Origin of the sequence: Acetobacterium sp. KB-1, from assembly GCF_003260995.1 — a bacterium.
GTDB lineage: Bacteria > Bacillota > Clostridia > Eubacteriales > Eubacteriaceae > Acetobacterium > Acetobacterium carbinolicum.
Genome location: NZ_CP030040.1, coordinates 878,385 through 899,864 on the forward strand (window position 1 = coordinate 878,385; position 21,480 = coordinate 899,864).

Below are 21,480 nucleotides of genomic sequence, written 5' to 3' on the forward strand. Positions count from 1 at the left end.
TTTGAGTTTAATGATTATGTGAATAAAAATCGAGTATAGGGACTCCTTTTGAAATTAAATAATTTCCTATACCGCTTTCAATGTCTGATCTATATAATCCTTCTCGAATATTTATCAACGGAAAAACCAAAACAATACTTTCATCCCATTATAGACCTAAACTTTGATTTATAAGTCCTGCGCTTGTTTCTTTTTTTACTTTTTCTGTAAAATATATTTCGCCTCCCGTTCCTATTACACAATATATCCATTTTTTGCGAATTTTATCTAGACAATGTCTTGCTTATTACCCGGATTAATTTTTGCATAATCTATTCTTCTCGCTTCTTGTTTTTTAGGTTCAACTTTGGGTTTAATTATTGTTTGCATTCCTATAGAAGATAGAAAATAATTTACGTGTTCGTTATAAACAGTACCCAAAGGAATGATCCCTTGACTCTAAAAATGTCTCATGTTGCTTCTCTAGAAGAGGAGCTGGGACTAGAGCTATTACTGAGAACCACACATTTTGTAGAATTAACGACAGCAGAACAATTTTCGGTTAAATCTTTTGAGCAGATTGTTAGTTATTATAATACACTTAAACACAAATTGACGATTTAAAAAGTGGTTTATATGAAACTTTAAGGATTTCCGCTTCGTATCTGGTGATAGATAAATACTTACCTAAAATCACTTCATCATTTAAGAAGAATCATCCAAACATCAAGATAGAATATTATCCCAAACTGCCAGGAGAGGCCATTTCTGAAGTGGTCCATATGAAAAGTGATATTTGTCTTACGTTTTCTATAGATAAAAATTGCAGTGATTTACCCAAAGGGATCAAATACAAATTACTTTGCAAAGAAAAAATATATTTGAGGATGTTAAAAAAACACCCCCTAGCTGAAAAACCGTATCTAACATATAAAGACCTGAATAAATCAAAATTAATTGTTCTCGGGGTAAGGGCGGCATTTCGTTCGATGACTTATTCGAGAAGAAGAGCTCACCCCGTTCCTCTTCTCCTGCAAAAAAATCCGATGCAATCATAAAACCTAACATAGGAATCAACAGATAAGCGGAAACACTAAGCACTGTATATGGAAGATTACCCATTGTAAAAAAAATCCCACTTCCAGGAATGTTGTAAATGATTAGATAGACTATTGGCAACAGTATGATCATTCCCAGAATTAACTGATATTTTTTTCGGAAAATAATTTTTTTGATTTCAATTTCTATACAACGAAAAATCATCCCATAGCGCAATTTTTTCTACCTCAATCGTTCGTTTTTGCATTATTTTTGCGATATTTACCAATGCAATTATGATACCATTCAATTGATCATTAGAATTTTTGATCTGTTCATTTAATATGAGCTTTACATCTCTAGATGCAATGTAATTTGTAATATTTTCAATTCTGGTTACTCTAATAGAAATTCTTTTAGCAATGATCATGATAATTGCTAAAACAATAATCAGGCCGATAACAAAAACCAATATTATACTATTTTGAATCGTGGTGAACTGGGCTGAACTTAAATTGATTTTTTTTAATAAATTGATACCTGTTTCTGCCATTAAAAGAAATACTACTACAACTGGTACCCCAATTAATAGTAGAATTTTTATAAAAACACTCTGCTTGTTTTTCATTTTTTCTTCCTTTTCACTATACATTTGCATGACTTTAACTCAAACAAAAATAGTCAATCCCAAGTTTGAAGCTTAAGATTGACTATTTTTAAACTCTATCTAACTTGCATTAATTCAGTACAGCATAAGTTCATAATCCACCAAATAAAAAAGGTTATTTATCATTACTTTGTCAGCGTACCGATTTGACCTGCTCGAAATGCTTTACTGTACTTTCTACAATGCTTATCCTGTCCTAAAAGAGCATAAGTTGCGTATATTGTTCCCATCATATCCCGGTTCAGCGGATCCATTACTGCAGAATCCATGCCTGCTTGAATAGCAAATGCCATACATGTTTTATTGAGCAATGACCGCACAGGTAGACCGAAAGAAATATTGCTAATGGCGCCTGTGACGTGAATCGTTGGATATAGTTCTTTAATCTCTCGGATTTCCTGCGCAAAATTCAGCAGGGAGTTATTTTCTGTTGATAAGGCCATTACACATGGATCAATATGGATTCGATCCGGAGTAACGCCGTATTTTGCAGCTTTTTCAACCATGATTTTTGTGATATCAACTTTTGTCTGAACGTCACATGGTATCCCATTATTGTCACAGGTTAAACCGACTACTTCCCAAGAATTGCCTTCCATAAGTGGAAGCAAAATTTCACATTTGTCGCCTTCTTCAGAAATAGAATTAAGCATACCCGGTTTGTTAGCATATTTAAATACCGATTCAATGACGCGAGGATTAGGGCTGTCGATACATAGGGGAGTATCGGTAGCGTCCTGAACCACTTCGATAAGCCATTTTAAGGTCTCAATTTCATATTCTGGCGCTGTACTGGCACATATGTCAATGAAATGAGCACCTGCTTCAGTTTGTTTAATCGCCCGATCAGCTATAAATGTAGCATCTCTTTTTTCAATCGCTTCCTTTACAACCGGTATTGTTCCATTTATTTTTTCTCCAATAATAATCATATTCGCTTGGTCTCCTTTAATATTCGATGGTACTCAGATTTAATAATGCAAAACGCTTGTCTTATTTATAACCATTCCTGGCAAATTTTGACACCTTCCGCAGCATTTGTTGTGAAACGATCTGCGCCAACGAAAGCGCACGCTTCTTTTGTCACCGGATTTCCACCAATAATAATTTTGGCATCTACTCCCGCTTCTTTAAGAGCATCCACTGTGTCTTTCATGGAATCGATAGCCAAAGTCAAAACACCACTCATTCCAATAATCTGTGGTTTAATTTCTTTTGCTTTTTGAACGAAAACTTCAACTTCAACATCAATCCCGATATCAATAACTTCAAAACCCGCTGCTTCTGCCATGCTTCTGAAGATATTTTTTCCAATATCATGTAAATCTCCGTGTACAGTTCCCAATAAAATGGTTCCAATCACAGTAGAAGCACCACCGCCAAGAGCTGGTTTTAAAACATTAATGGCTTCAGTCAATAATTCACCGGCAAAAATCAAATCACCAACAAAATAATCTCCATTTTCAAAAAGTTCCCCAACAATTGACATCCCTCCCTGACATGCTGCAACCGCTTCGAGTGCTTCTGCTTCACTCGGATTAGTCTTTGCAAATTCTTTTAATTGGTCCATTACCTGGTCTTCTTCCAAATCTCCCAAAGACTGTGTTAATAGTTTTAAATCTAACATTTTTATATCCTTTCTTAAATAAAATCAGTTTTATGACATTCACTGGTTTTAACCTAACTCGTTCATAAGTCATTGCGTCGATCTACTTAATCGCCTATACTCTTTCTTACTGAGTTAACTGATTAAAAACATGGTAAATCCAAAGAACATTTCTTCAATACCTTGAAATGTTTCACCTGTAAATGGAAAAGCACTTTCTGGAATCTCATATTTCTGCATTGCTTCAATAAACGAATCATAATATTCTGAATTGAATTCATTATTCATTTCAATATCCTCCTAATATTTCCCATATTCCTGGGCAAAATTTAAAACAGCTTTTAAATTATTGACATTGACATCCTTGAGACGAAGTATTCCTTTGTCAAAGCCGAACATATAATTCCCCCCCGGTGCCAGAATGTCCATTATTTCTTTCGCTTTGTCAATGCACACCTGTTCGGTTTCAGTTTTAAGGATGCTCATTGGGTAAAGACCACTGATGATATGTCGTTTCCCGACCTTTTCTTTAATTACCTTCGGATCACCATATTCAAAAAACATCAGACATCCTTTAGGTAACTCATTCAGATAATCCAGATAGCGTGTCCAATCTTGTTCCATAAAAATATTGACACCCACACCAGCTTCATCTAAAGCCTCCACATAAGCTTTGAATGTTGGCCAGTAAAATCGTTGAAAATCTTTTTCTCGCATGTAAGGGCCCATGTGCAGCGGATTGAAGGTACGGTTATATCGATTTGAGTTAGGCAAAATACTAGCTTTAACCGCCATTGGCAGAATCGCCTCACAAGCTGCCATCACTTTTTCAGGTCGTCTTCTAATATCCTTGCTACACTCACTGAACGAACGCAAATGGTCTGACAACATGTCATAAGGAACTGCGCATGATGTACTTGCCGTAGTATAGGTAGACTTACCATGCTTATTTGAAATCTCAGCACAGGCACTCCCCATTTGACTCATCGTCGCATAGAAAGTGAAAAAAGCTTTTGTGACTGCTTTATGACTGACAAACCCACCTTTTTCGATTTCTGAATACAATCTAGGCATAACTTTTTCCCAAATGGTTTTATAAGGATCAGCAATAAATTCATCATATTCATCTTCTCTAAGGGTTTCAATCTCTGGATGCTGAATAAAACCATCTGAACCAGGCACAAAATTTCTTGCACCGAGTATTTTGTAAAGATGCGGAATTCTTATCATTGCGCCAAAACAAACATCTGAATTAAAATCCTCTGTTGCTTTGTTAAACGCTTCAATATTTTTTTCCATGCTATATTGTTCACTTAAAAGACCAAATCCGGCATATTCCAAGCAAAAAGCATTGTCTGCATTAACGAACACTGGAACCCTTTCCGGCATTTTTCCATCATATAAATTCTCAAACAACTGATTCTTTTTTTGGGTTTCTTGACTTAATTCCATTTTATTTCCTTTCAATTTCAACTTATTCATGAATAAGTTATTCGTGAATAAATTGTAAACCGTTTCTATCGCTTTGTCAAGCGTTATTTTATTCGCGAATAATATCGCTTAAGTTATACTTAAAAAACAGTCAAACCCAAGTATACTTTTGAGTTTGACTGTTTTTTCGTCATTTGTTTTGTTGCTTAATAGCTCGACTTTCCCAGCTCAATTTGTCCTAAAACATCAATAAAAAAGAACTGCGCGTAATTTAACTGTTAGCGTTGATTTTACACCAGGATCGACTTTACAAAGACTGATGTATTGGATAAAAATAATGGTTGTATGCTGATCATCATGGTATAGGTTTACCCCGCATCCACTGAATCAGTTTCATGGTCCATTAACCAATATAGCTGATTCGACATCGATTGTTAGATCGCTCCATGCCGGGTATACTAAAAAACCGAACTTTTCCGAAACCAGCGGTTATCTAAATCAGACTCCACTTTGGTTTTTATCTATTATCACATTACCAACCCAGGCTAATAAGGCAGTTCCAAGCAGTCCGATCGCTGCCATTAAAAATTTGATGGTTATATCTCCCCCGCAGGCATTCGCCACGGCGTTTGAAAGAATTGGCGAGACAAAAATCCCAACACTTGCCGATGCGGTAACAATGGCAATAGCCAATGAACTGATGGAAGAATGGACGGCATTGGCTGCTAGAAAGGTCCCCGCCGGGTTAATGGTTGCCATACAGAAACCGCAGCACATGGCACCGATAAACAGTGCTGGCAGCGAGCCAATTACGAAAATGAGCAGCATCCCCAAACCACCCACCAATAATGATACCGGAATAATCAGTTTTTTGAGAATACTTTGCATTCGACCAAACAAAATACCGGTGAGCATCCCAGCTGCCGACATTGTGGTATTGATGATTCCGGCGGTTGAGGCATCACCAAAGCCATTACTAAAAATATACAAAGCAATATTAGTCTGGAAAACAAACAGGAAAGCCCCAAATAAAAACATAATCACTGCGGTAAAATAAACCCTGACATTGAGTTTAGCGCTTTTTTCCGTTTGTTTTTCTTCATCATGTACCTTTGGGTGATCCATTGGCAGGTTTTTCATAACGATCACAATTGCCGGGATGAAAACAAGATAAACCAGATAAGACATCTGCCACTGGATACCGGCCAGCATCCCAGAGGTAAAGAGCAGCACCATGCTTCCCCCATTAACAAAGGCCGACTGCAACCCCATCATGGCTCCGCTTTCCTCAGCTACAAAATACTCAGCAATCAGTGCCATCGACATAGTCGCATTCATCCCTTGGGCAACCCCCAGCAATAAACTGCAGCCGAGCAACACATAGATGCTGGTTGAACCGAAAAGCAGGGCAACCATGCCTCCGATCAATCCACAAACCAGCCCAAAAATAACCAGATTTTTTTTAGGCAACCGTAGTGATAACGGGCCGGATGCAAAGGCAAAAACAAGTCCCATCAAGGCCGGTATGGTCAAAACCATTGAAATCAGCGACGGATCCACACCTACAAAATAGGCCTGAATATCGGCCAGAATCGCTGAAGCGGTCATTGATATCATCAATAATGACGATATTGACAGAATCGCAACTTTAATTTTTCTCTTTTTCAAAATTTTCTCCTACAAAAATTAAGTGAGGATGTCAGTTTTTTCCAAGACACCCTCCTTAATTTCTCATTCTTTAATTTTTCGACATTATTAGCTGATCAGAAACATTGTAAACCCGAAGAACATTTCTTCCACGCCTTGTAGCCCTTCCCCGGCAAACGGGAAAGCCCCTTCAGGAATTTCATATTTTTCCATTGCTTCTAAAAAAGAATCATAATATTCCGAATCAAATTCCATATTCATTTTCTTTCCTCCTAATATTTACCATATTCCTGTACAAAGTTTAAAACTGCTTTTAAATTATTGACATTGACATCTTTCAAGCGAAGTAAACTTTTATCCAAACTAAACATGTAATTTCCGTCAGGAGCTAAAACATCAATTAATTCTTTTGCTTTATCAATGCATCTCTGCTCACTCTCTGTTTTAAGTATCCCAAGCGGATAAAGGCCACTGATAATATGCTTTTTGCCGACTTTTTCTTTTATAATTTTAGGATCACCATATTCAAATAAAAAGAAGCACCCTTTAGGTAATTCATTAAGATAATCCAGATACCGCATCCAATCTTGCTCAACGAAAATATTGACGCCTACCCCGGCAGCATCCAGGGCCTCAACAAACGCTTTAAAAGTTGGCCAGTAAAAACGCAAAAAATCTTTTTCACGCATATAAGGTCCCATGTGTAACGGGATAAACGTGCGATTGTAGCGGTTTGAGTTTGGAATAATGCCAGCCTTGATTGAAAGTGGCAACAATGCTTCACATGCCGCTTCTACTTTTTCAGGAATTCTTCTGATATCTTTACTTATCCCGGTGAAAGAGCGAAGTTGATCAGCTAAAGAATCATATGGGACTGCGCAAGCAGTGGAAGCCATGGTATAGATTGTTTTTCCGTATTTATTAGCAATTTCAGCAGAAGCAGTCCCCATTTGACCCATGGTAGCGTAAAATGCAAAAAACGCTTTTGTTGTAGCTTTCTGTGCCGCAAAGCCGCCTTTTCCCAGTTCAGTGTAAAGCCTTGGTAAGACCTTATCCCATAACGTTTTGTATGGGTCCTTAATAAATTCATCATACTCATCTTCATTTAAAGCATTAATTTCTGGATGCTGAATAAATCCATCAGTACCAGGTACAAAATTTTTGGCTCCCAATATTTTATACAAATGTGGTATTCTTATCAGCGATCCAAAACAGAGATCTGAATTGAAATTACGCGTGGTAATATCAATAGCCTCAATATTTTTTTCAATGCTGTATTGCTCTTTTAATAAATCAAAACCTGCATACTCCAGACAAAATGCATTATCTCCTGAAACAAAGACTGGTACTCTTTCAGGCATTTTCCCATCAAATAAATTTTCGAAAAGTTCATTCTTTTTTAAAGTTTCTTGATTTAATTCCATCTCTTTTCCTTTCATTTTAAATTTATTCGCGAATAAGTTATTCATGAATAAATTGTAAGCCTTTTCAATTTTTCTGTCAAGTTATTTTTTCGTAAATATCATTATTTTTTATATTTTGAAATTTTACGCTTCATCCTATCTGTCGAACATTATATTAATCATGGCATTTTATTCATGAATAACAGATAATTGTTGATAAATATGATAAAGTATGTTTAAATATTTCATACGAGGAGTGAATTCAATGTATAATGTAAGTACTAAACAAAAAATTTATGAAACAGCTAAACTACTGTTTATTGAAGAAGGTTATGCCGTTGGTAGCAGAAAAATCGCCAATGAAGCTGGTGTCAATCAGGGTCTGATCACCTATTATTTTCAAAACAAAAAAAATATTGCAATGATGGTTTTAAAAGAAAGTTTTGAAATAATCGCAACACATATAAAATACTTTGTAGATCCTAAGAAAGATATTTTACTCTTTTTGCTGATATTTTCAAAAGTTGTCTCAACCCCTTCTATCAATTCAAGCGGCTATATTCGCTTCGTTATTGAGATCTCAAAAGAAAATTTAATTGAAGAATCGGTTCGATTTGGTAATAATCAAACCGAGTATTACCGAAGACTTGTGAAAGAAATTATGCCACCAAATGGCAAATGTTTGGATATGAATATATCAATTTTCCTTGGCATTGTTTTTGGCATCCAACGAAATTTAATATTACGATTGGTCGAAGATGTTGATTTTTCCCAAGAAGAGCTATTTGATATATTCTTTGGCGCTTTTCTCTGGGCTCTAAACCTGGATTATACTGATGGAGAGATACTTCAGTTGAGACAAAAAGTAGATGAAATTACTGCAGTTCTTTATAAAAATTACCCCGATCTTAAAAAACCCGAAATTTATCTGTTTCAAGAGAAGAAACTTAAAAACCTTTAAAATAAACATCTTTTAAAAATTCTGGTATTTTTATTAGAAAAAAGCACCTTCTTTGCAATTTAATGAATGAAGATGCTTTTTCTAAATTGAAAAACTGTATCTTAATTGTTAAAAATAAATTCGTTCATTCTTTTGATACTTTCCTTACAGCCTTCCAAAGTTTCATTTATAATATTCAATGTGGGTTTCTTTTGATTAATTAATGCTGTAACTTGACCTACCATTACGGCACCGTTCTCTTCAATATCCCCCTCAATATCGGCTGCCCGCAAAGAACTTATTGCAATCTCTTTCAATTTTTCAGCAGCTACCTGATAAGAATACTCAGCCTCCAGTTTTAACATCCTATCTGACAATTTATTTTTCAACTGACGACAAGGTTCTCCAGTACATGTTCCTGTAATAACTGTATCCATATCTTGTGATTCAATAATCGCCTTCTTCGCATTTTCGTGAATATCAGTCTCTTTTGCCATCATGAACACAGTACCCATTTCATTGCCTCTGCTCCAAACGCAATTGCTGCCGCCATTTCTCTGCTGTGACAGCGTCTTTAATTGTAGAAGCTTTTACGATCACTTTACTTCCGGCTTCATGCCACAATACAATGTACTTGGCGGATAGCTCATATGCCAAATCTACAAGGGTATCTGCATATACAACAGGTGGTTTTTCCTCTTTAATCACTTTTGTAACACTCTCCAGCATATCTGGAATCATAATAACATTGATCCCAAATGGCTTATCTGTTAATCTTCGGATATCTTGGATCTGAGAAATGATAAATTCTATTGGCGCAAAACCTACTCCCAGTATTCCAAGTCCTCCTGCATTAGATACTACTGCTACTAACGGTGTTGTTTAGATCCAGGCCATTGATCCCTGAATGATTAGTTTTTCTACATGGAATATCTGACAAAATCGATTGGTATTCATTGTACTTCCTCCCAATTATGTTATAATTTATTATTAAACAACTACTGATTTTTTTCAAATCATTGCATTTCATTGTTTTTTGCAAGTACTTTTTGCAGAAAGTTGCAAGTTAAAAATACAGAATGTTGCATTATGGAAAATCCATAGTTTTGCAAGCTAAAATGCGAAGCAATTTCATGAGCAATCTAAACATTGCAGGCAATTATTATTTTTTCAATTGATTGTCCGATATTGAGCGATATAATTCATTGATGCTGGATTCCCGCATCCGGTTACTGGGTCCCGGAAACATGAGCAGGTGGCAGTGATGAAGGAGCCGATCCAGCATGGCAGCCGTCATCTGTTCATCATAGAGCACATTGACCCATCGGGAAAATTCAAGGTTGGTATTAAGAATGATAGACCGACGTTCATAACAATCGGATATGATTTCGAACAGGAGCTGTGCTCCCGTTCGGTCCAGTGGGACATAACCATATTCATCCAGAATAATCACTTCGGCTTTATTCAGTTTTTTCAGAAAAGCGGTCAGGGTACCGGCTACTTTGGCTTCCGACAGTTTATTCACCAGGGCGGCCGTTCGAAAGAATTTAACCGGGATTCCCTGTCGACAGGCGGCAACGCCGAGTGCGGTTGATAGCATAGTTTTGCCGGTTCCGGTGCCACCATAGAGAATCAGATTCTTCTTTTCGTGGATAAAGGCCAGGGATTTCAGGCCTTCTGGAGTCAGATCCGAAGGCAGGGTGATTTCATCAAAGCGATATCCTTCAAAGGTGTGAATCCCATAGAAACCGGCGCTGGTAACCAACTTTTGGGTGCGGGTGAGTTCCCGGTAATGGAGTTCATCACTAAGCAACTGATGCAGATATTCCTGGTGACTGCTGCCTTCGGTGGTTTGCGCCAACTCGGCCAGATTGCGACTCAGACGCAGTTTCCGGCAGCATTCAAAGATTTCTTTGTCGAGCATATCCGTCAGCCCCCTTTCCCTGAAGCAAGATATCATAGGCCGTCAGATTGGGCTGCATCGGGATCATTTTGGGAATGCCCGGAGCAAGGGTCATTGCAGGCAGCTCAGGTACATCCGAATACAACCGCCGGTAAAGACTCTCCAGACTATCGGCATCTCGCGCCTGATGAGCAATTGCATGGTTAACGGTATTTACGGCACTGTCAAAACCGGTGCGACTGGTCAACTCGGAAAGAACCTTGAGGATCTGTCCAACTTCGCTGCCTGAACAGGTGGCCAGATAGGTTTGCATGGTTTCCGGCATCAGCTCATAGATCCCAGTATATTTCAGGGCTCGGGGTCGCAGGGATAATTGTTTCAGATAGGGCAGCCAGTCCATCTGCTCTTGTTTGGTATCTCCGTAAAGACGCCGGTGGCGAACAATTTCACGAAAGTTTTCATCTTGAATAATCACCAGCGCTGAAGTTAAAACCAGATGAACCGGGCACTGGGCGTACTTTGGAGCCACCGAATAAGCATGCTGTCGTTTGTTCAGATAAATCCTGGCCCAGTTGTCGGCTTTGAGGGTTTGATGACCGGTGAGGTCAAACGCAATTCCGGGCAGTTTGTGGCAGGCCGTCAGATCAGCCTGAAACCGCTCCTCGATGGTTTCATCGTAGCGATAATGGTTCCGCCGGGCATCTTTCTCACACTCTGTCAGCAACTGCCGGTTATAATCCGACAGCGACAGAAAGCGGGGAACCGGTACCATGAAGTTGCGACGCTGATAGCCGACCTTGTTTTCGACGTTTCCTTTTTCATGGCCGGCCCCGGGATTCATGAAGACGGCTTTAAAATGGTAATGCTCCCGGAACCGTTCGAATTTGTCAGTCAGTTTTCGCCCGCCACCACGGATAATCTCGGTAACAATGACTTTCGTGTTATCAAACCAGAGTTCCCTTGGCACACAGCCAATGTGGCGGAATATGGCATCCAGCCCTTCCAGCAGGCATTCCATATTTTCCCCGTAGAACAGCTGCAGATAGCCTTTATTGCTGTATGGAAAAGAGACCTCCAGGTATTTTCCAGTCAGTTTTTGGCCATTTTCATAAAACTCAGCTGTACCAAAATCAACCTGCGCTTCTCCGGGTTGATGTACCAGTGGCAGATAGGCCTGTTTATTCTGCTTGAATATTTCCCGGTGTTTCACTGCGTAATAGCTGGCGACCGTCCGATAGGAGCAGTCAAAACCGGGAATTTCGGCCAGCAGGCGATGAAATACCCGTTTAGCTGTATGGCGCTGTTTGCGTGGGGCTGATTTGTCCTCAATCAGCCAGGAATCGATCATCTCCTTGTAGGGATCCAGTTTGGGACAGAATTGTTTCTCCAACGCCGGCTTTGGCGGCGGGCTGTTAAAATCAGTCTGATCAATGTATTTGCGTACCGTTCGCCAATCCAGGTGCAACGCTTCCGCAATCTGGGAAATATTTTCCCCTTTCTCATAAAAACGATTTCTGATATCATGTATCTGATCCATTGTGAGCATTCTCCATTTCCTCCTTGTTCTTTGGTCAGATACAAGGATAATTGACTTGAGTTTTGCCCGCAATGGATTTTTGCAATATTGTGCATTTTCCAACTTGCAATACTATGGATTTTTGCTTTGCAACTTTCTACATTTTTATTTTACAATGGATTTTTGCAATATTGTGCATTTTCCAACTTGCAATACTATGGATTTTTGCTTTGCAACTTTCTACATTTTTATTTTACAATGGATTTTTGCAATATTGTGCATTTTCCAACTTGCAATACTATGGATTTTTGCTTTGCAACTTTCTACATTTTTATTTTACAATAAACACATTTCATTTTGATGGATATTCAACAACTTTATTCAAAATGTTGGATATCTCATTAAAAAGCATCCATAGCAGGGAGAATTTTAGTATGAAAAAACAAACTGACTTGCGCGTATTAAAAAATAAACAATTAATCAAAAGTGCTTTTTTAGAATTGCTAAGTACTAAACGATTCGAAGATATTACAGTAAGTCAAATATGCCAAAAAGCACTAATCAATCGATCAACGTTTTATTTTCATTATGAGAATAAGGTTGAACTTCTTGAAGTCATATATATCGATTAAACTTCTGAACGCAAATAAATTAATTCCTCGCAGTAATCATTTGGAATTAAATCTGGTCGCATCGACATTATTTGTCCTAATTTTATATAAGTAGGACCTAATTCCTCTAATATAATGCGAAGCTTTTGCGGTGCCATATCATGCAAAAAATCGTTTCTTTTTAAAATCTTTGCAATCTGCAAAACTCGATAGCTTTGCTTCTCATTTTCAGATTCCATTGTTATCTCCATCCCAAGACAATCAATTTATAGCAATTCTGTTAGACTTATCTCAATCTGACTCTTTCTTCCCCTATCAGTTTGGACTTTTATCTTCACACCCCTCGCCTTCTAACGGTGTCTCAAATATTTGTTCTACGTTCTGTTCTTTTAATGCATCAAGTTCATCTCTTAATAATTGAATTTCTTCAGGGCTCATCTGATCAATGTATCCTGAAATTGTTTCCGCAGATTTTTTTGTCTTTATTACCGAAGCTGCATCGTTTACCTTTTCTCTTAACTCTCTTTTCAGCTCTTCATTTAATACTTTTCCCTGCTCTATGGTTATTTCCCCCTTTTCTACCAATTGATCAACTAATTCTTTTGATTTTTCAGCGGTTATGGCAAGCGCACCAACACCTCCTAAAAAAATGTTTTTGAAAGCATTACTTAAATCTGACTTCATCTTGATTCTCCTTTCTTTATTCCAAAATGCTTCTGCATCATTGGTACATCTTAATTCATTGAGATCTTTGAAATTTTTATATAAACCCCCATTTTATCGTCATTTTTAAAATTTTTACATCTCCAATTTACATATAATTTCTTGAAATTTGTGCAATAGGTGCAATAGATAGTAAACAGTTCCCCTTAGTTCACTACAAATTTAAATAGTTCGCAACCTTTTCAAAATATTTATTATCCCAAATGCTTGAGTTCTTTAAAACAGCCTTTTTCAAGTCGACCAAACTCATGACTGATTTTGTTGTATCGATGAAAAAATATAAGAGAACAATAATTGTTGCCAATATCTTCATCTTTAGTGGTATAGCTAGAGCTAATATTAAAATTGATGGATGAATTACCTCAATCGTCAGAAACGCTAACACTCCCCAGAGCAATGAATATTGCAAGCAAATATAACCATGAAAATTTAACAACTTATCGCCATAATCCCACCATTTACGGTTCATTAATTTCTCCAGCATTGCTCCTACAATCATTTCCAGTAACGTCGTCAGAACAATTGCCATGATGATACTGATAATCAAAAATGTTAGATTATTTTCAAAAAACCCCCTTAACCATGCAGAACAAAGGATAATCAGCACTGCCCCAAATCCATAAATCGGACAAAATGGACCAATCAAAAAACCTCTATTTACAAATTCTCTCTCAATAACGCCAGCAAAAGCGGTTTCCATCAGCCATCCCATAAAAGAATACACTACAAAGTATAATATTAAATCAATAAACTCCATTTATTTTCACCTTGCTTATTTATTTTGATTCCAGTCGCAATAACATAAGTATGACGATTATTAAGCAAATCATTACTGAATTCATCTTTGCTTTGCCCTTCTCTCTATTAAGTTTTAGAGTTCGATAATGTCAAATTTAACCCGCCCGCAATTTGACTATGGGTCTTATTTTTATCTATATTGAAACCTTCCAGAGTTTTTCTGCTTTAGCTGCCCACTTTTCTGAAGCGGTTTTACATTTACCACATAAGTGATGAACATTTTCCGGGTGCAGCATTTCAGTTGATTTCGCACCTGAAACAAGCAGCATTTTTTCAAGTTTTTCGGGATTATCCAATAACGGACACGGTCTCAAATGGTTAGTATTAAACGGTTGGTTTTCTTTGTACTGCATAAATAAAGGATTTTTAAATGCCTCAATTAAAGAATGCTCGTGGATATTGGAATCTGAATAATGAATAAATGCACAGGGTTCAATATCTCCGTTTGCATTGATGTGTAAATAATTTCTTCCGCCTGCTATACATCCATTTACATATTCACCATCGTTCCAGAAATCTAATGTGAAAATGGGCTTACTATCCCTAAATTTGCGTATTTGATGATACATAAATTCACGTTGTTCAGCTGTTGCCATTAACTCTGGCGCTGCATCTACACCAACCGGCATATAGGTAAAAAACCATGCGAATTTTGCCCCCTTGTCAATCATATCGTCAAAATAAATTTCACTGCCAATAATTTCTGTATTCTTATTGGTATAACAACATGAAATACCAAACGGCAGTTTTTTTCGTTTCAGCAGTTCCATTGCTTCCGTTACAGCAGCATAGGTGCCCTTACCACGACGAAAATCTGTTTCTTCTTCAAATCCCTCGACACTAATTGCAGGAACAAAATTCTTTACTCTTAGAAGTTCCTCAGCAAAGGATTCATCAATTAAGGTTGCATTGGTAAAGGCCAAAAATACACAATCATTGTGTTTTTTACAAAGTTTTAGCAGATCATCTTTGCGAACCAAAGGTTCACCGCCGGAATATAAGTACATATATGTCCCTAAAGCTTTACCCTGTTCAATTATATTATCGAGTGTTTCATAACTCATATTCATTTTATTGCCATAGTCTGCAGCCCAGCAACCTGTACATTTAAGGTTACATGCCGAAGTAGGATCCATTAAAATTGCCCAAGGCACGTTGCAATTATTTTCTATCCGAGATTTTTCCTGCCTTTGACCTGCAATAATTGAAGCATTAACAATAAAATTCTCAAATAATTTTTTACGTACACCGTCATCGATATCGTTCCAAAGACTTTTTGTCAGCTGATACCAATTGCTATTTTTATCTGACAACACCTCGCGCGTTTTTTTTATCTGATTATCCAACATGCCATTTTTATCATATTTTTCAGCCCAGTTTATAATCTTGGGAATATTCCTATCAGGATCAGAATCAAGATAGGTAATTACCTTTTTTAATCCATATACTTTCGCATTTTCAACAACTGTCTTTTTATTCATCGTTTATCACTCCATTTCAAAATATTTTAATTTTCTTGTTGATGTACTTTATAATTCGTACGTCCGTATTAATTCGATTGTAAAAAAAATTTACCTGCTAAACAAAATGATTTTTTTGTATACAATCTATTTTTTGATGCTTCAGTTCTCAGCAAATTTGATTGGCTATTTTGGGGGAACCATTTCAGTTTTCACCTCGTCCCCCTCGTTTCACTACTTTAAGCTGAAAGATCTGGAAAAGAATATCACCACTCGTTCACGCTATCAAACGCTAAAATAATAATTCAATTGCATTTAAAGCTTCTGGAAGTTCTTTTTCCTGAGGATCTAAAATAACCTGTATTGCCGTTCCAAACATAGCTCCCAGTAGCATTCTTGCAATAGATTTCGGTGAATATTTGCGCAGATTGCTTTTTAATGGTATGTCATTTAGAATATATTTTTCAATCAGATTTACCAAATTATCAAAAAGATTTTGAAGCAACTGGCTAAATTGAGCTGACCACAGTGACATACTCGTAAAATCAAAAAACATTTTAAACAATTTGGGATTTTCCTCTAACATTCCCTGGAAATATGCAATCAGTTCAGATAATTTTTCTTTTGGTGTCGATCCTTTTTTTAAATGCTCTTCTACTTCAAGCAGGTATTCCTGAATCATCATTTTTATTACTTCTGTCAGCAACCCATCTTTATTTTTATAATGATAGGTCAGTTGGCTCAGCGCAACCCCTGCCTCATCTGCAATATCACGCATTGAAACGGATGCATAGCCTTTTGACGAAATACACTCAAATGCAGTTTGTAAGATTCGCTCTGATTGATTTGTTCTTTTCATTTCATTCCTCATAACGTTGCTCCCATCCATACTTCGTACAAGCGTCCGACAAATACTATTATATTATTTTGTCAACCTTTGTCAAGTCATTCTTTGCATTTGAGGAGAATCTTTATTTATTTAATACTTTATTGTTATCTGTTGACAATAAATTCTTTTACGCCTATAATTTAACGTAATTCGGACGTCTGTATTATTTTTTTTCACATCCAAAATATTGGAGCTGCGAGAACAAAGAACATTAAACAATTATTAAATCGATTCCATTGTACATTTACATTTAGAAAAGCAGAGTCATCGCAATGATTATTCAGCTTTAACTGATTGGAGTACTTCAAGCGACTAAATTAAATTATATTTAATGACAAGACTATTCCTCATGATTGTTAATTTTGTTTTTTTTGCCAAATTATTAGTACAGTCGTCCGTTTTTATCTATTCTTTAAAAATCAAACAAACTAATGAATTATGGAGAAAATTGTTTATGAAACCGATCATTATTACTGATTCTAACTGCGACCTTAGCCAAGAATATCTTGAATATAATAATATTATTTCCATACCCTTTCGTTTTCAACTTAACGATAAAGACTATGAAGATATTTTTGGTCAGTCCATAACCCATCAAAATTTTTACCATTCCCTTCGTTTAGGGGATCGGGCTACATCAACTCAAATCAATCCCTATCGTTTTGAAAAAGTCTTTTCAAAATATGTCGCCCTCGGATATGCCATTATTTATATTGGTTTCTCATCTGGTTTAAGTGATACTTATAATAGTGCGCTTCTTGCTAAAAAAGCCATCCTAGAGAGGCATAAATCCGCAGATATTACTGTTATCGATACAAAAGGAGCCACTTCTGGTCAAGGTTTACTTGTCCATACTGCTTGCAATATGCTAAAACAAGGCTGGACCAAACAAGACATTGTTCATTGGATCGAAAAAAACAAATTAAACGTGAATATCTGGTTTACAGTTGATAGTTTGGATCATTTAAAAAGAGGTGGTAGAATATCCCCAACGAGTGCTGCTCTGGGATCGCTCATCGACGTAAAGCCGATCTTAATGGTGAATAAAAATGGCAAATTAGTTGCCGTGAAAAAAGTTAGACGGAGAAAAAAAGCCATCAAAACATTGGCCGCCGAAATCAAAGAACGCATTATTGAACCCCACAACCAGGTCGTCTTTATCAACCATGGTGACTGTGCAGAAGATGCCTACCTTTTGAAATCAATCATAAACGAGCAAAATAATGTTAAAGATGTAATCGTGAATTTCATTGGACCGGTAATCGGAGCTCATTCAGGACCTGGTACTCTAAGTGCAGCTTTTATCGGGCAACCTCGCGATGCATAATTCATTGCATTATTTATGATATGAAACATTAATAAAAAGCCAATTTTTTGGTATTTCGAGGTATCAAAATTAATTCATTATAAATATAAAACCCGATCAGAACTTGAACCGCTCCCTGTCAAGTAGACAGAATAAAAAATAAAAATGATGCCGCCAATCATATGGATTTATGGTTGGCGGTCTTTTTATGCAGCAGATCCGAGATAACGCCTGTATTCGATTCGATTGCGTTGCGCTCGCCATTATCGGCACGTTCCACCTGTTTAACTTCAGCCGATACCACTTTCGGTTTGCGACCCAGCCTCGGGCCACTGATGCGGATGCCTCAAAGCTCCAGCCAGGCAAGGTTCTCACGGTTACGAAAGATTGAATCTGCCAGCACCTCCTCCAGATAGCAGCCAAAGCGCATCAGGTATTGTAGAAGCGCTTCCTACAATAAAGTCCCTTCATTAAAACTTTCAAAGTCAAGCTTCTCAATGAAGGTGTAGCCACCCACAGCGCTTGTCATTACCTTGCACCCGAACTCAAGGCTTTTTCTCTGACAATTGGCCGGATGTGGGACTGTGAGATGCTCACAATCCGGTTTGGGAAAGAATGCGTTTTCGTCTCATACATGGTGTTCTGTTGTTCATAAAGCTTTCAGATGGTATCAAGTTCGCTGTGCTGGCATTTTGTCCGAAGTTCCGCTCTGGCAGTGTCTTTCAGATAAGTCTCGACGTATTCCAGATCCCGCTTAACATACCGAAGCTATTTTCGAATTGCTTTGCGGACTGTTTTACTGCGCTTTCTGCGCTGCTTTTCGATGGACAGATAGTCTTTTCGGGCGCGATTGTGACAGGTTCGGGGTTTGGCAACAAGAGCGATTTCGGGCTTATGCTTCAGGAAAATGATTCAATTGTTGGGTGATTTTTATTTACCTAATGGCTGTTTCCATTTTCGCGAAAAATTATTGACACTACCACTGTCTCCATCAGATCCCTAAAGGATCCATTACTGTTAATCCATCCTAGCCTCAATAGTGAAATCTATTCCAGTATCTTTAATGAGTGATTGACCAGATAATCAGAAATGTCACTAATAGTACTAGTTTCATGAATCGTTGGAATAATTCTTTTGGTGCTCTTATTTTTCACAAAATAAAGTTACCCTCGCACAGATACTGCGAAACTGTACCTTGAATGCAATTGAATATCCAGGATCATGTCACTGATCATTATATTGACTTTTTCTTAACAATTCACTTGACTCTGTAATCGTTACATACTTGATAATAATATCAAACCAAAAGAAATGGAGATATTGATATGTACGAAAACTTATTCAGTCCAAAGAAAATTGGCAATTGCGAGATTAAAAATCGTCTGGTTGTACCCGCTATGGTTACCCAAACCTGTGGTTATGATGGCATCATCAGTGACCGGTATATTAAATACCATGAAGAAAAAGCCAAAGGTGGCTGGGGATTAATTATTACTGAAGACTATGGTGTTACCCCAGAAGCAAGAGGCTATGATCAGATTCCTGGTTTTTGGGATGATAGCCAAATTGCCAGAAACGTCGAATTAACCGATGCGGTTCACCAGTACGGAACAAAAATTTTTTGCCAGATCTATTACGCCGGCAAACAAAAAATGCCCAATGTTCCAGGCCCTGTTTTAGCACCATCCGCGATTAAAGATCCTTTAGCCATGTCAGACCCGAAGGAAGCAAGTATTGAGGAAATCAATGAAATTGTTGAGGCCTTTGGTAGCGCAGCATTGAGAGCCAAGAAAGCTGGTTTTGACGGGGTGGAAATTCATGCTGCTCATGGTTATTTTATTGCCCAGTTTTTATCACACTTTGTCAATAAAAGAACAGATGAATATGGTGGATGTTTTGAAAATCGGGTGCGACTTTTAGACGAGATTTATTACAGTATCCGAAAAGCTGTCGGCCCAGAATTTCCGGTAATTGTCCGAATATCCGTCAATGAATATGTCATCGGTGGTCGAACGGAAGCAGAATCACTTGTTTTGGCAAGACATCTTGACAAATTGGGTGTAGATGCCATCAATGTATCAAATGGCGCTTATGCAGCAGATCCAAACCATCATGTCATTTCTTCAATGTTTGCAGATTTCGCCTTCAACCGAGATACCTGCGAAGAAATAAAGAACCTGGTCTCCTGTCCTGTTATGCTGGTCAATAAAATCAATGACCCAATGATGGCCGATACCTTAATTAAAATGGAAAAAACTGATTTTATTGATATGGGGAGAGGTTCCATTGCCGATCCACACTTACCTGAAAAAGCTCAGAACGGAAAAACAAAAGAAATAAATTACTGTATCGGTTGTTTACAGGGCTGTGAGTATGGTATTTTATCCCCACTAGGATTTACTTGTCTGGTTAATCCGCATGTTTCACAGGAATACAAGAATGATCTAAACCCTGTTTCAAAACCCAAAAATGTGATGATCATTGGCGCTGGTCCCGCCGGTTTAATGGCCGCCAGAACCGCAGCTCAGAAAGGACATACAGTTACAGTCTATGATAAGGACACACATTTTGGTGGCGCTTTCAGATCAGCCGCTTATCCAATGGGTAAGGGAATTTTATCAACCGTCATTTCCGCATACCGGGAAGAATGTATTAATTTAGGCGTTGCTTTTAAAATGGGCATCGAAGTTGACCAGGCACTTATTACTGACGTAAAAGCTGATACAATAATTGTTGCTACCGGCTCTGTTCCTTTAGCACCGCCAATTCCTGGCATTGATGGCCTAAACGTATACACTGCAGAAGACGTTTTATATGGCAATATCCAATTACCGGCAGGTCCAGTGATTGTTTGCGGCGGCGGTGAGGTCGGCGGTGAAACGGCTGAATTTATTGCTCAAACCAATCACGATGTCACAATACTGGAAATGCAAGCGCAGATTTTAAGTGACATGGTTGAGCCGAACATGTATCCGCTCTTACAAAGAATCACACAGCAGCAAATTAAGATTCTTACAAAGGCAACAGTCTCAGCAATTGCCAATGATAGTGTATCTTACAAAAATAGTAATGGTGACGAAATTACTTTACCAGCAGCATCTGTTATCTCAGCTTTTGGCTATAAAGCCTACAACCCACTGGGAGATATTGCTAAATCACTCTGTCATGAAGTGTATGTCGTGGGCAGTGCTATCAAAGCAGGCAACGCCCTGACTGCAACAAGAGAAGGTTACGAAGCTGCTTTAAAGCTTTAGGAAATGAGGCAGGGGGCTGTCGGGAAATGACGATTTTAGCCCCTGATTAAAAAATTTAACGAAACCCGCATGATAAAATGGGATAGGCTTATCCGGAATCAGGGGCTGTCGGGAAATGACGATTTTAGCCCCTGATTAAAAAATTTAACGAAACCCGCATGATAAAATGGGATAGGCTTATCCGGAATCAGGGGCTGTCGGGAAATGACGATTTTAGCCCCTGATTAAAAAATTTAACGAAACCCGCATGATAAAATGGGATAGGCTTATCCGGAATCATGCGGGTTATTGTTTTTTGCAGAATTGTTT

General features: G+C 37.8%; 23 protein-coding genes and 1 pseudogene. 6 read left to right on the plus strand and 18 right to left on the minus strand.

Annotated features, from left to right (window positions below):
- Positions 1 to 629: 629 nt before the first annotated feature.
- The gene (locus DOZ58_RS04080; RefSeq protein WP_256372215.1) at positions 630 to 1,037 is read left to right on the plus strand and encodes a LysR substrate-binding domain-containing protein; all 408 of its coding nucleotides are present in this window, start codon (positions 630 to 632) and stop codon (positions 1,035 to 1,037) included.
- A gap of 179 nt (positions 1,038 to 1,216) precedes the next feature.
- On the opposite strand, the gene DOZ58_RS04085 is transcribed toward DOZ58_RS04080, so the two are convergent.
- The 8 genes from DOZ58_RS04085 to DOZ58_RS04110 form a co-directional block, all read right to left on the minus strand.
- On the minus strand, positions 1,217 to 1,645 hold the full coding sequence (locus DOZ58_RS04085) for a hypothetical protein (RefSeq protein WP_111887141.1): 429 nt from the start codon (positions 1,643 to 1,645) through the stop codon (positions 1,217 to 1,219).
- A 164-nt stretch (positions 1,646 to 1,809) separates the two neighbouring features.
- Positions 1,810 to 2,616, minus strand: a complete 807-nt coding sequence (locus DOZ58_RS04090; protein ID WP_111887142.1) for a methyltetrahydrofolate cobalamin methyltransferase — start codon at positions 2,614 to 2,616, stop codon at positions 1,810 to 1,812.
- Positions 2,617 to 2,681: 65 nt separating this feature from the next.
- Entirely contained in the window at positions 2,682 to 3,311 is a 630-nt protein-coding gene (locus DOZ58_RS04095; protein ID WP_111887143.1) for a B12-binding domain-containing protein, read from the minus strand.
- Between the two features lie 114 nt (positions 3,312 to 3,425).
- On the minus strand, positions 3,426 to 3,578 hold the full coding sequence (locus DOZ58_RS18650) for a hypothetical protein (RefSeq protein ID WP_204355467.1): 153 nt from the start codon (positions 3,576 to 3,578) through the stop codon (positions 3,426 to 3,428).
- A gap of 12 nt (positions 3,579 to 3,590) precedes the next feature.
- Positions 3,591 to 4,772 carry a uroporphyrinogen decarboxylase family protein gene (locus tag DOZ58_RS04100; protein WP_242988601.1) on the minus strand — a complete coding sequence of 394 codons (1,182 nt, stop codon included), beginning with the start codon at positions 4,770 to 4,772 and terminating at the stop codon, positions 3,591 to 3,593.
- Between the two features lie 447 nt (positions 4,773 to 5,219).
- Positions 5,220 to 6,389: an MFS transporter gene (locus tag DOZ58_RS04105; RefSeq protein ID WP_111887145.1), complete on the minus strand. Its 1,170-nt coding sequence runs from the start codon at positions 6,387 to 6,389 to the stop codon at positions 5,220 to 5,222.
- A gap of 87 nt (positions 6,390 to 6,476) precedes the next feature.
- On the minus strand, positions 6,477 to 6,629 hold the full coding sequence (locus DOZ58_RS18470; protein WP_162624358.1) for a hypothetical protein: 153 nt from the start codon (positions 6,627 to 6,629) through the stop codon (positions 6,477 to 6,479).
- 11 nt (positions 6,630 to 6,640) lie between these two features.
- Positions 6,641 to 7,807: a uroporphyrinogen decarboxylase gene (locus DOZ58_RS04110; RefSeq protein ID WP_242988602.1), complete on the minus strand. Its 1,167-nt coding sequence runs from the start codon at positions 7,805 to 7,807 to the stop codon at positions 6,641 to 6,643.
- Positions 7,808 to 8,036: 229 nt separating this feature from the next.
- Between DOZ58_RS04110 and DOZ58_RS04115 the strand changes: the two genes are divergently transcribed.
- Positions 8,037 to 8,732, plus strand: coding sequence for a TetR/AcrR family transcriptional regulator (locus DOZ58_RS04115; protein ID WP_162624413.1), 696 nt, complete (start codon positions 8,037 to 8,039; stop codon positions 8,730 to 8,732).
- Between the two features lie 101 nt (positions 8,733 to 8,833).
- Here the strand turns inward: DOZ58_RS04115 and DOZ58_RS18845 are convergent, their stop codons facing one another.
- The 5 genes and pseudogenes from DOZ58_RS18845 to istA form a co-directional block, all read right to left on the minus strand.
- A complete protein-coding gene (locus DOZ58_RS18845; RefSeq protein WP_242988603.1) occupies positions 8,834 to 9,211 on the minus strand; it encodes a nitronate monooxygenase in 378 nt (125 codons plus the stop codon).
- Between the two features lie 16 nt (positions 9,212 to 9,227).
- On the minus strand, positions 9,228 to 9,452 hold the full coding sequence (locus DOZ58_RS18850) for a hypothetical protein (protein ID WP_242988604.1): 225 nt from the start codon (positions 9,450 to 9,452) through the stop codon (positions 9,228 to 9,230).
- A 12-nt stretch (positions 9,453 to 9,464) separates the two neighbouring features.
- Positions 9,465 to 9,548 (minus strand): annotated as a pseudogene (locus DOZ58_RS18855) (hypothetical protein); the annotation flags it as partial.
- Positions 9,549 to 9,873: 325 nt separating this feature from the next.
- On the minus strand, positions 9,874 to 10,635 hold the full coding sequence (istB, locus tag DOZ58_RS04125; RefSeq protein WP_111887148.1) for an IS21-like element helper ATPase IstB: 762 nt from the start codon (positions 10,633 to 10,635) through the stop codon (positions 9,874 to 9,876).
- Complete coding sequence (gene istA, locus DOZ58_RS04130; RefSeq protein ID WP_371414204.1) at positions 10,613 to 12,151, minus strand: IS21 family transposase; 1,539 nt, start codon at positions 12,149 to 12,151, stop codon at positions 10,613 to 10,615. Before istA ends, istB begins: the two co-directional genes overlap by 23 nt.
- 413 nt (positions 12,152 to 12,564) lie before the next feature.
- Between istA and DOZ58_RS18475 the strand changes: the two genes are divergently transcribed.
- Complete coding sequence (locus DOZ58_RS18475) at positions 12,565 to 12,762, plus strand: TetR/AcrR family transcriptional regulator (protein WP_162624414.1); 198 nt, start codon at positions 12,565 to 12,567, stop codon at positions 12,760 to 12,762.
- On the opposite strand, the gene DOZ58_RS04140 is transcribed toward DOZ58_RS18475, so the two are convergent.
- The 4 genes from DOZ58_RS04140 to DOZ58_RS04155 all read right to left on the minus strand — a co-directional run bounded on the left by DOZ58_RS04140 (position 12,759) and on the right by DOZ58_RS04155 (position 15,743).
- Positions 12,759 to 12,980 (minus strand): hypothetical protein, encoded by a 222-nt coding sequence (locus tag DOZ58_RS04140; RefSeq protein ID WP_111887151.1) that lies wholly within the window; start codon positions 12,978 to 12,980, stop codon positions 12,759 to 12,761. The genes DOZ58_RS18475 and DOZ58_RS04140 overlap by 4 nt on opposite strands.
- A 76-nt stretch (positions 12,981 to 13,056) precedes the next feature.
- Positions 13,057 to 13,425 (minus strand): phasin family protein, encoded by a 369-nt coding sequence (locus tag DOZ58_RS04145; protein WP_111887152.1) that lies wholly within the window; start codon positions 13,423 to 13,425, stop codon positions 13,057 to 13,059.
- Positions 13,426 to 13,618: 193 nt separating this feature from the next.
- Entirely contained in the window at positions 13,619 to 14,221 is a 603-nt protein-coding gene (locus DOZ58_RS04150; RefSeq protein WP_111887153.1) for a putative ABC transporter permease, read from the minus strand.
- A 175-nt stretch (positions 14,222 to 14,396) separates the two neighbouring features.
- On the minus strand, positions 14,397 to 15,743 hold the full coding sequence (locus DOZ58_RS04155; RefSeq protein ID WP_111887154.1) for a radical SAM protein: 1,347 nt from the start codon (positions 15,741 to 15,743) through the stop codon (positions 14,397 to 14,399).
- Between the two features lie 115 nt (positions 15,744 to 15,858).
- Between DOZ58_RS04155 and DOZ58_RS18655 the strand changes: the two genes are divergently transcribed.
- Positions 15,859 to 16,023 (plus strand): hypothetical protein, encoded by a 165-nt coding sequence (locus DOZ58_RS18655; RefSeq protein WP_204355468.1) that lies wholly within the window; start codon positions 15,859 to 15,861, stop codon positions 16,021 to 16,023.
- Here DOZ58_RS18655 and DOZ58_RS04160 read toward each other — a convergent pair.
- Positions 16,015 to 16,581, minus strand: coding sequence for a TetR/AcrR family transcriptional regulator (locus DOZ58_RS04160; protein ID WP_111887155.1), 567 nt, complete (start codon positions 16,579 to 16,581; stop codon positions 16,015 to 16,017). The two genes, DOZ58_RS18655 and DOZ58_RS04160, sit on opposite strands and share 9 nt — an antisense overlap.
- A gap of 484 nt (positions 16,582 to 17,065) precedes the next feature.
- Between DOZ58_RS04160 and DOZ58_RS04165 the strand changes: the two genes are divergently transcribed.
- Both DOZ58_RS04165 and DOZ58_RS04180 read left to right on the plus strand, forming a co-directional pair.
- Positions 17,066 to 17,938, plus strand: a complete 873-nt coding sequence (locus DOZ58_RS04165; protein WP_111887156.1) for a DegV family protein — start codon at positions 17,066 to 17,068, stop codon at positions 17,936 to 17,938.
- 1,304 nt (positions 17,939 to 19,242) lie between these two features.
- Complete coding sequence (locus DOZ58_RS04180) at positions 19,243 to 21,171, plus strand: FAD-dependent oxidoreductase (RefSeq protein WP_111887159.1); 1,929 nt, start codon at positions 19,243 to 19,245, stop codon at positions 21,169 to 21,171.
- The last annotated feature ends 309 nt before the right edge of the window (positions 21,172 to 21,480 follow it).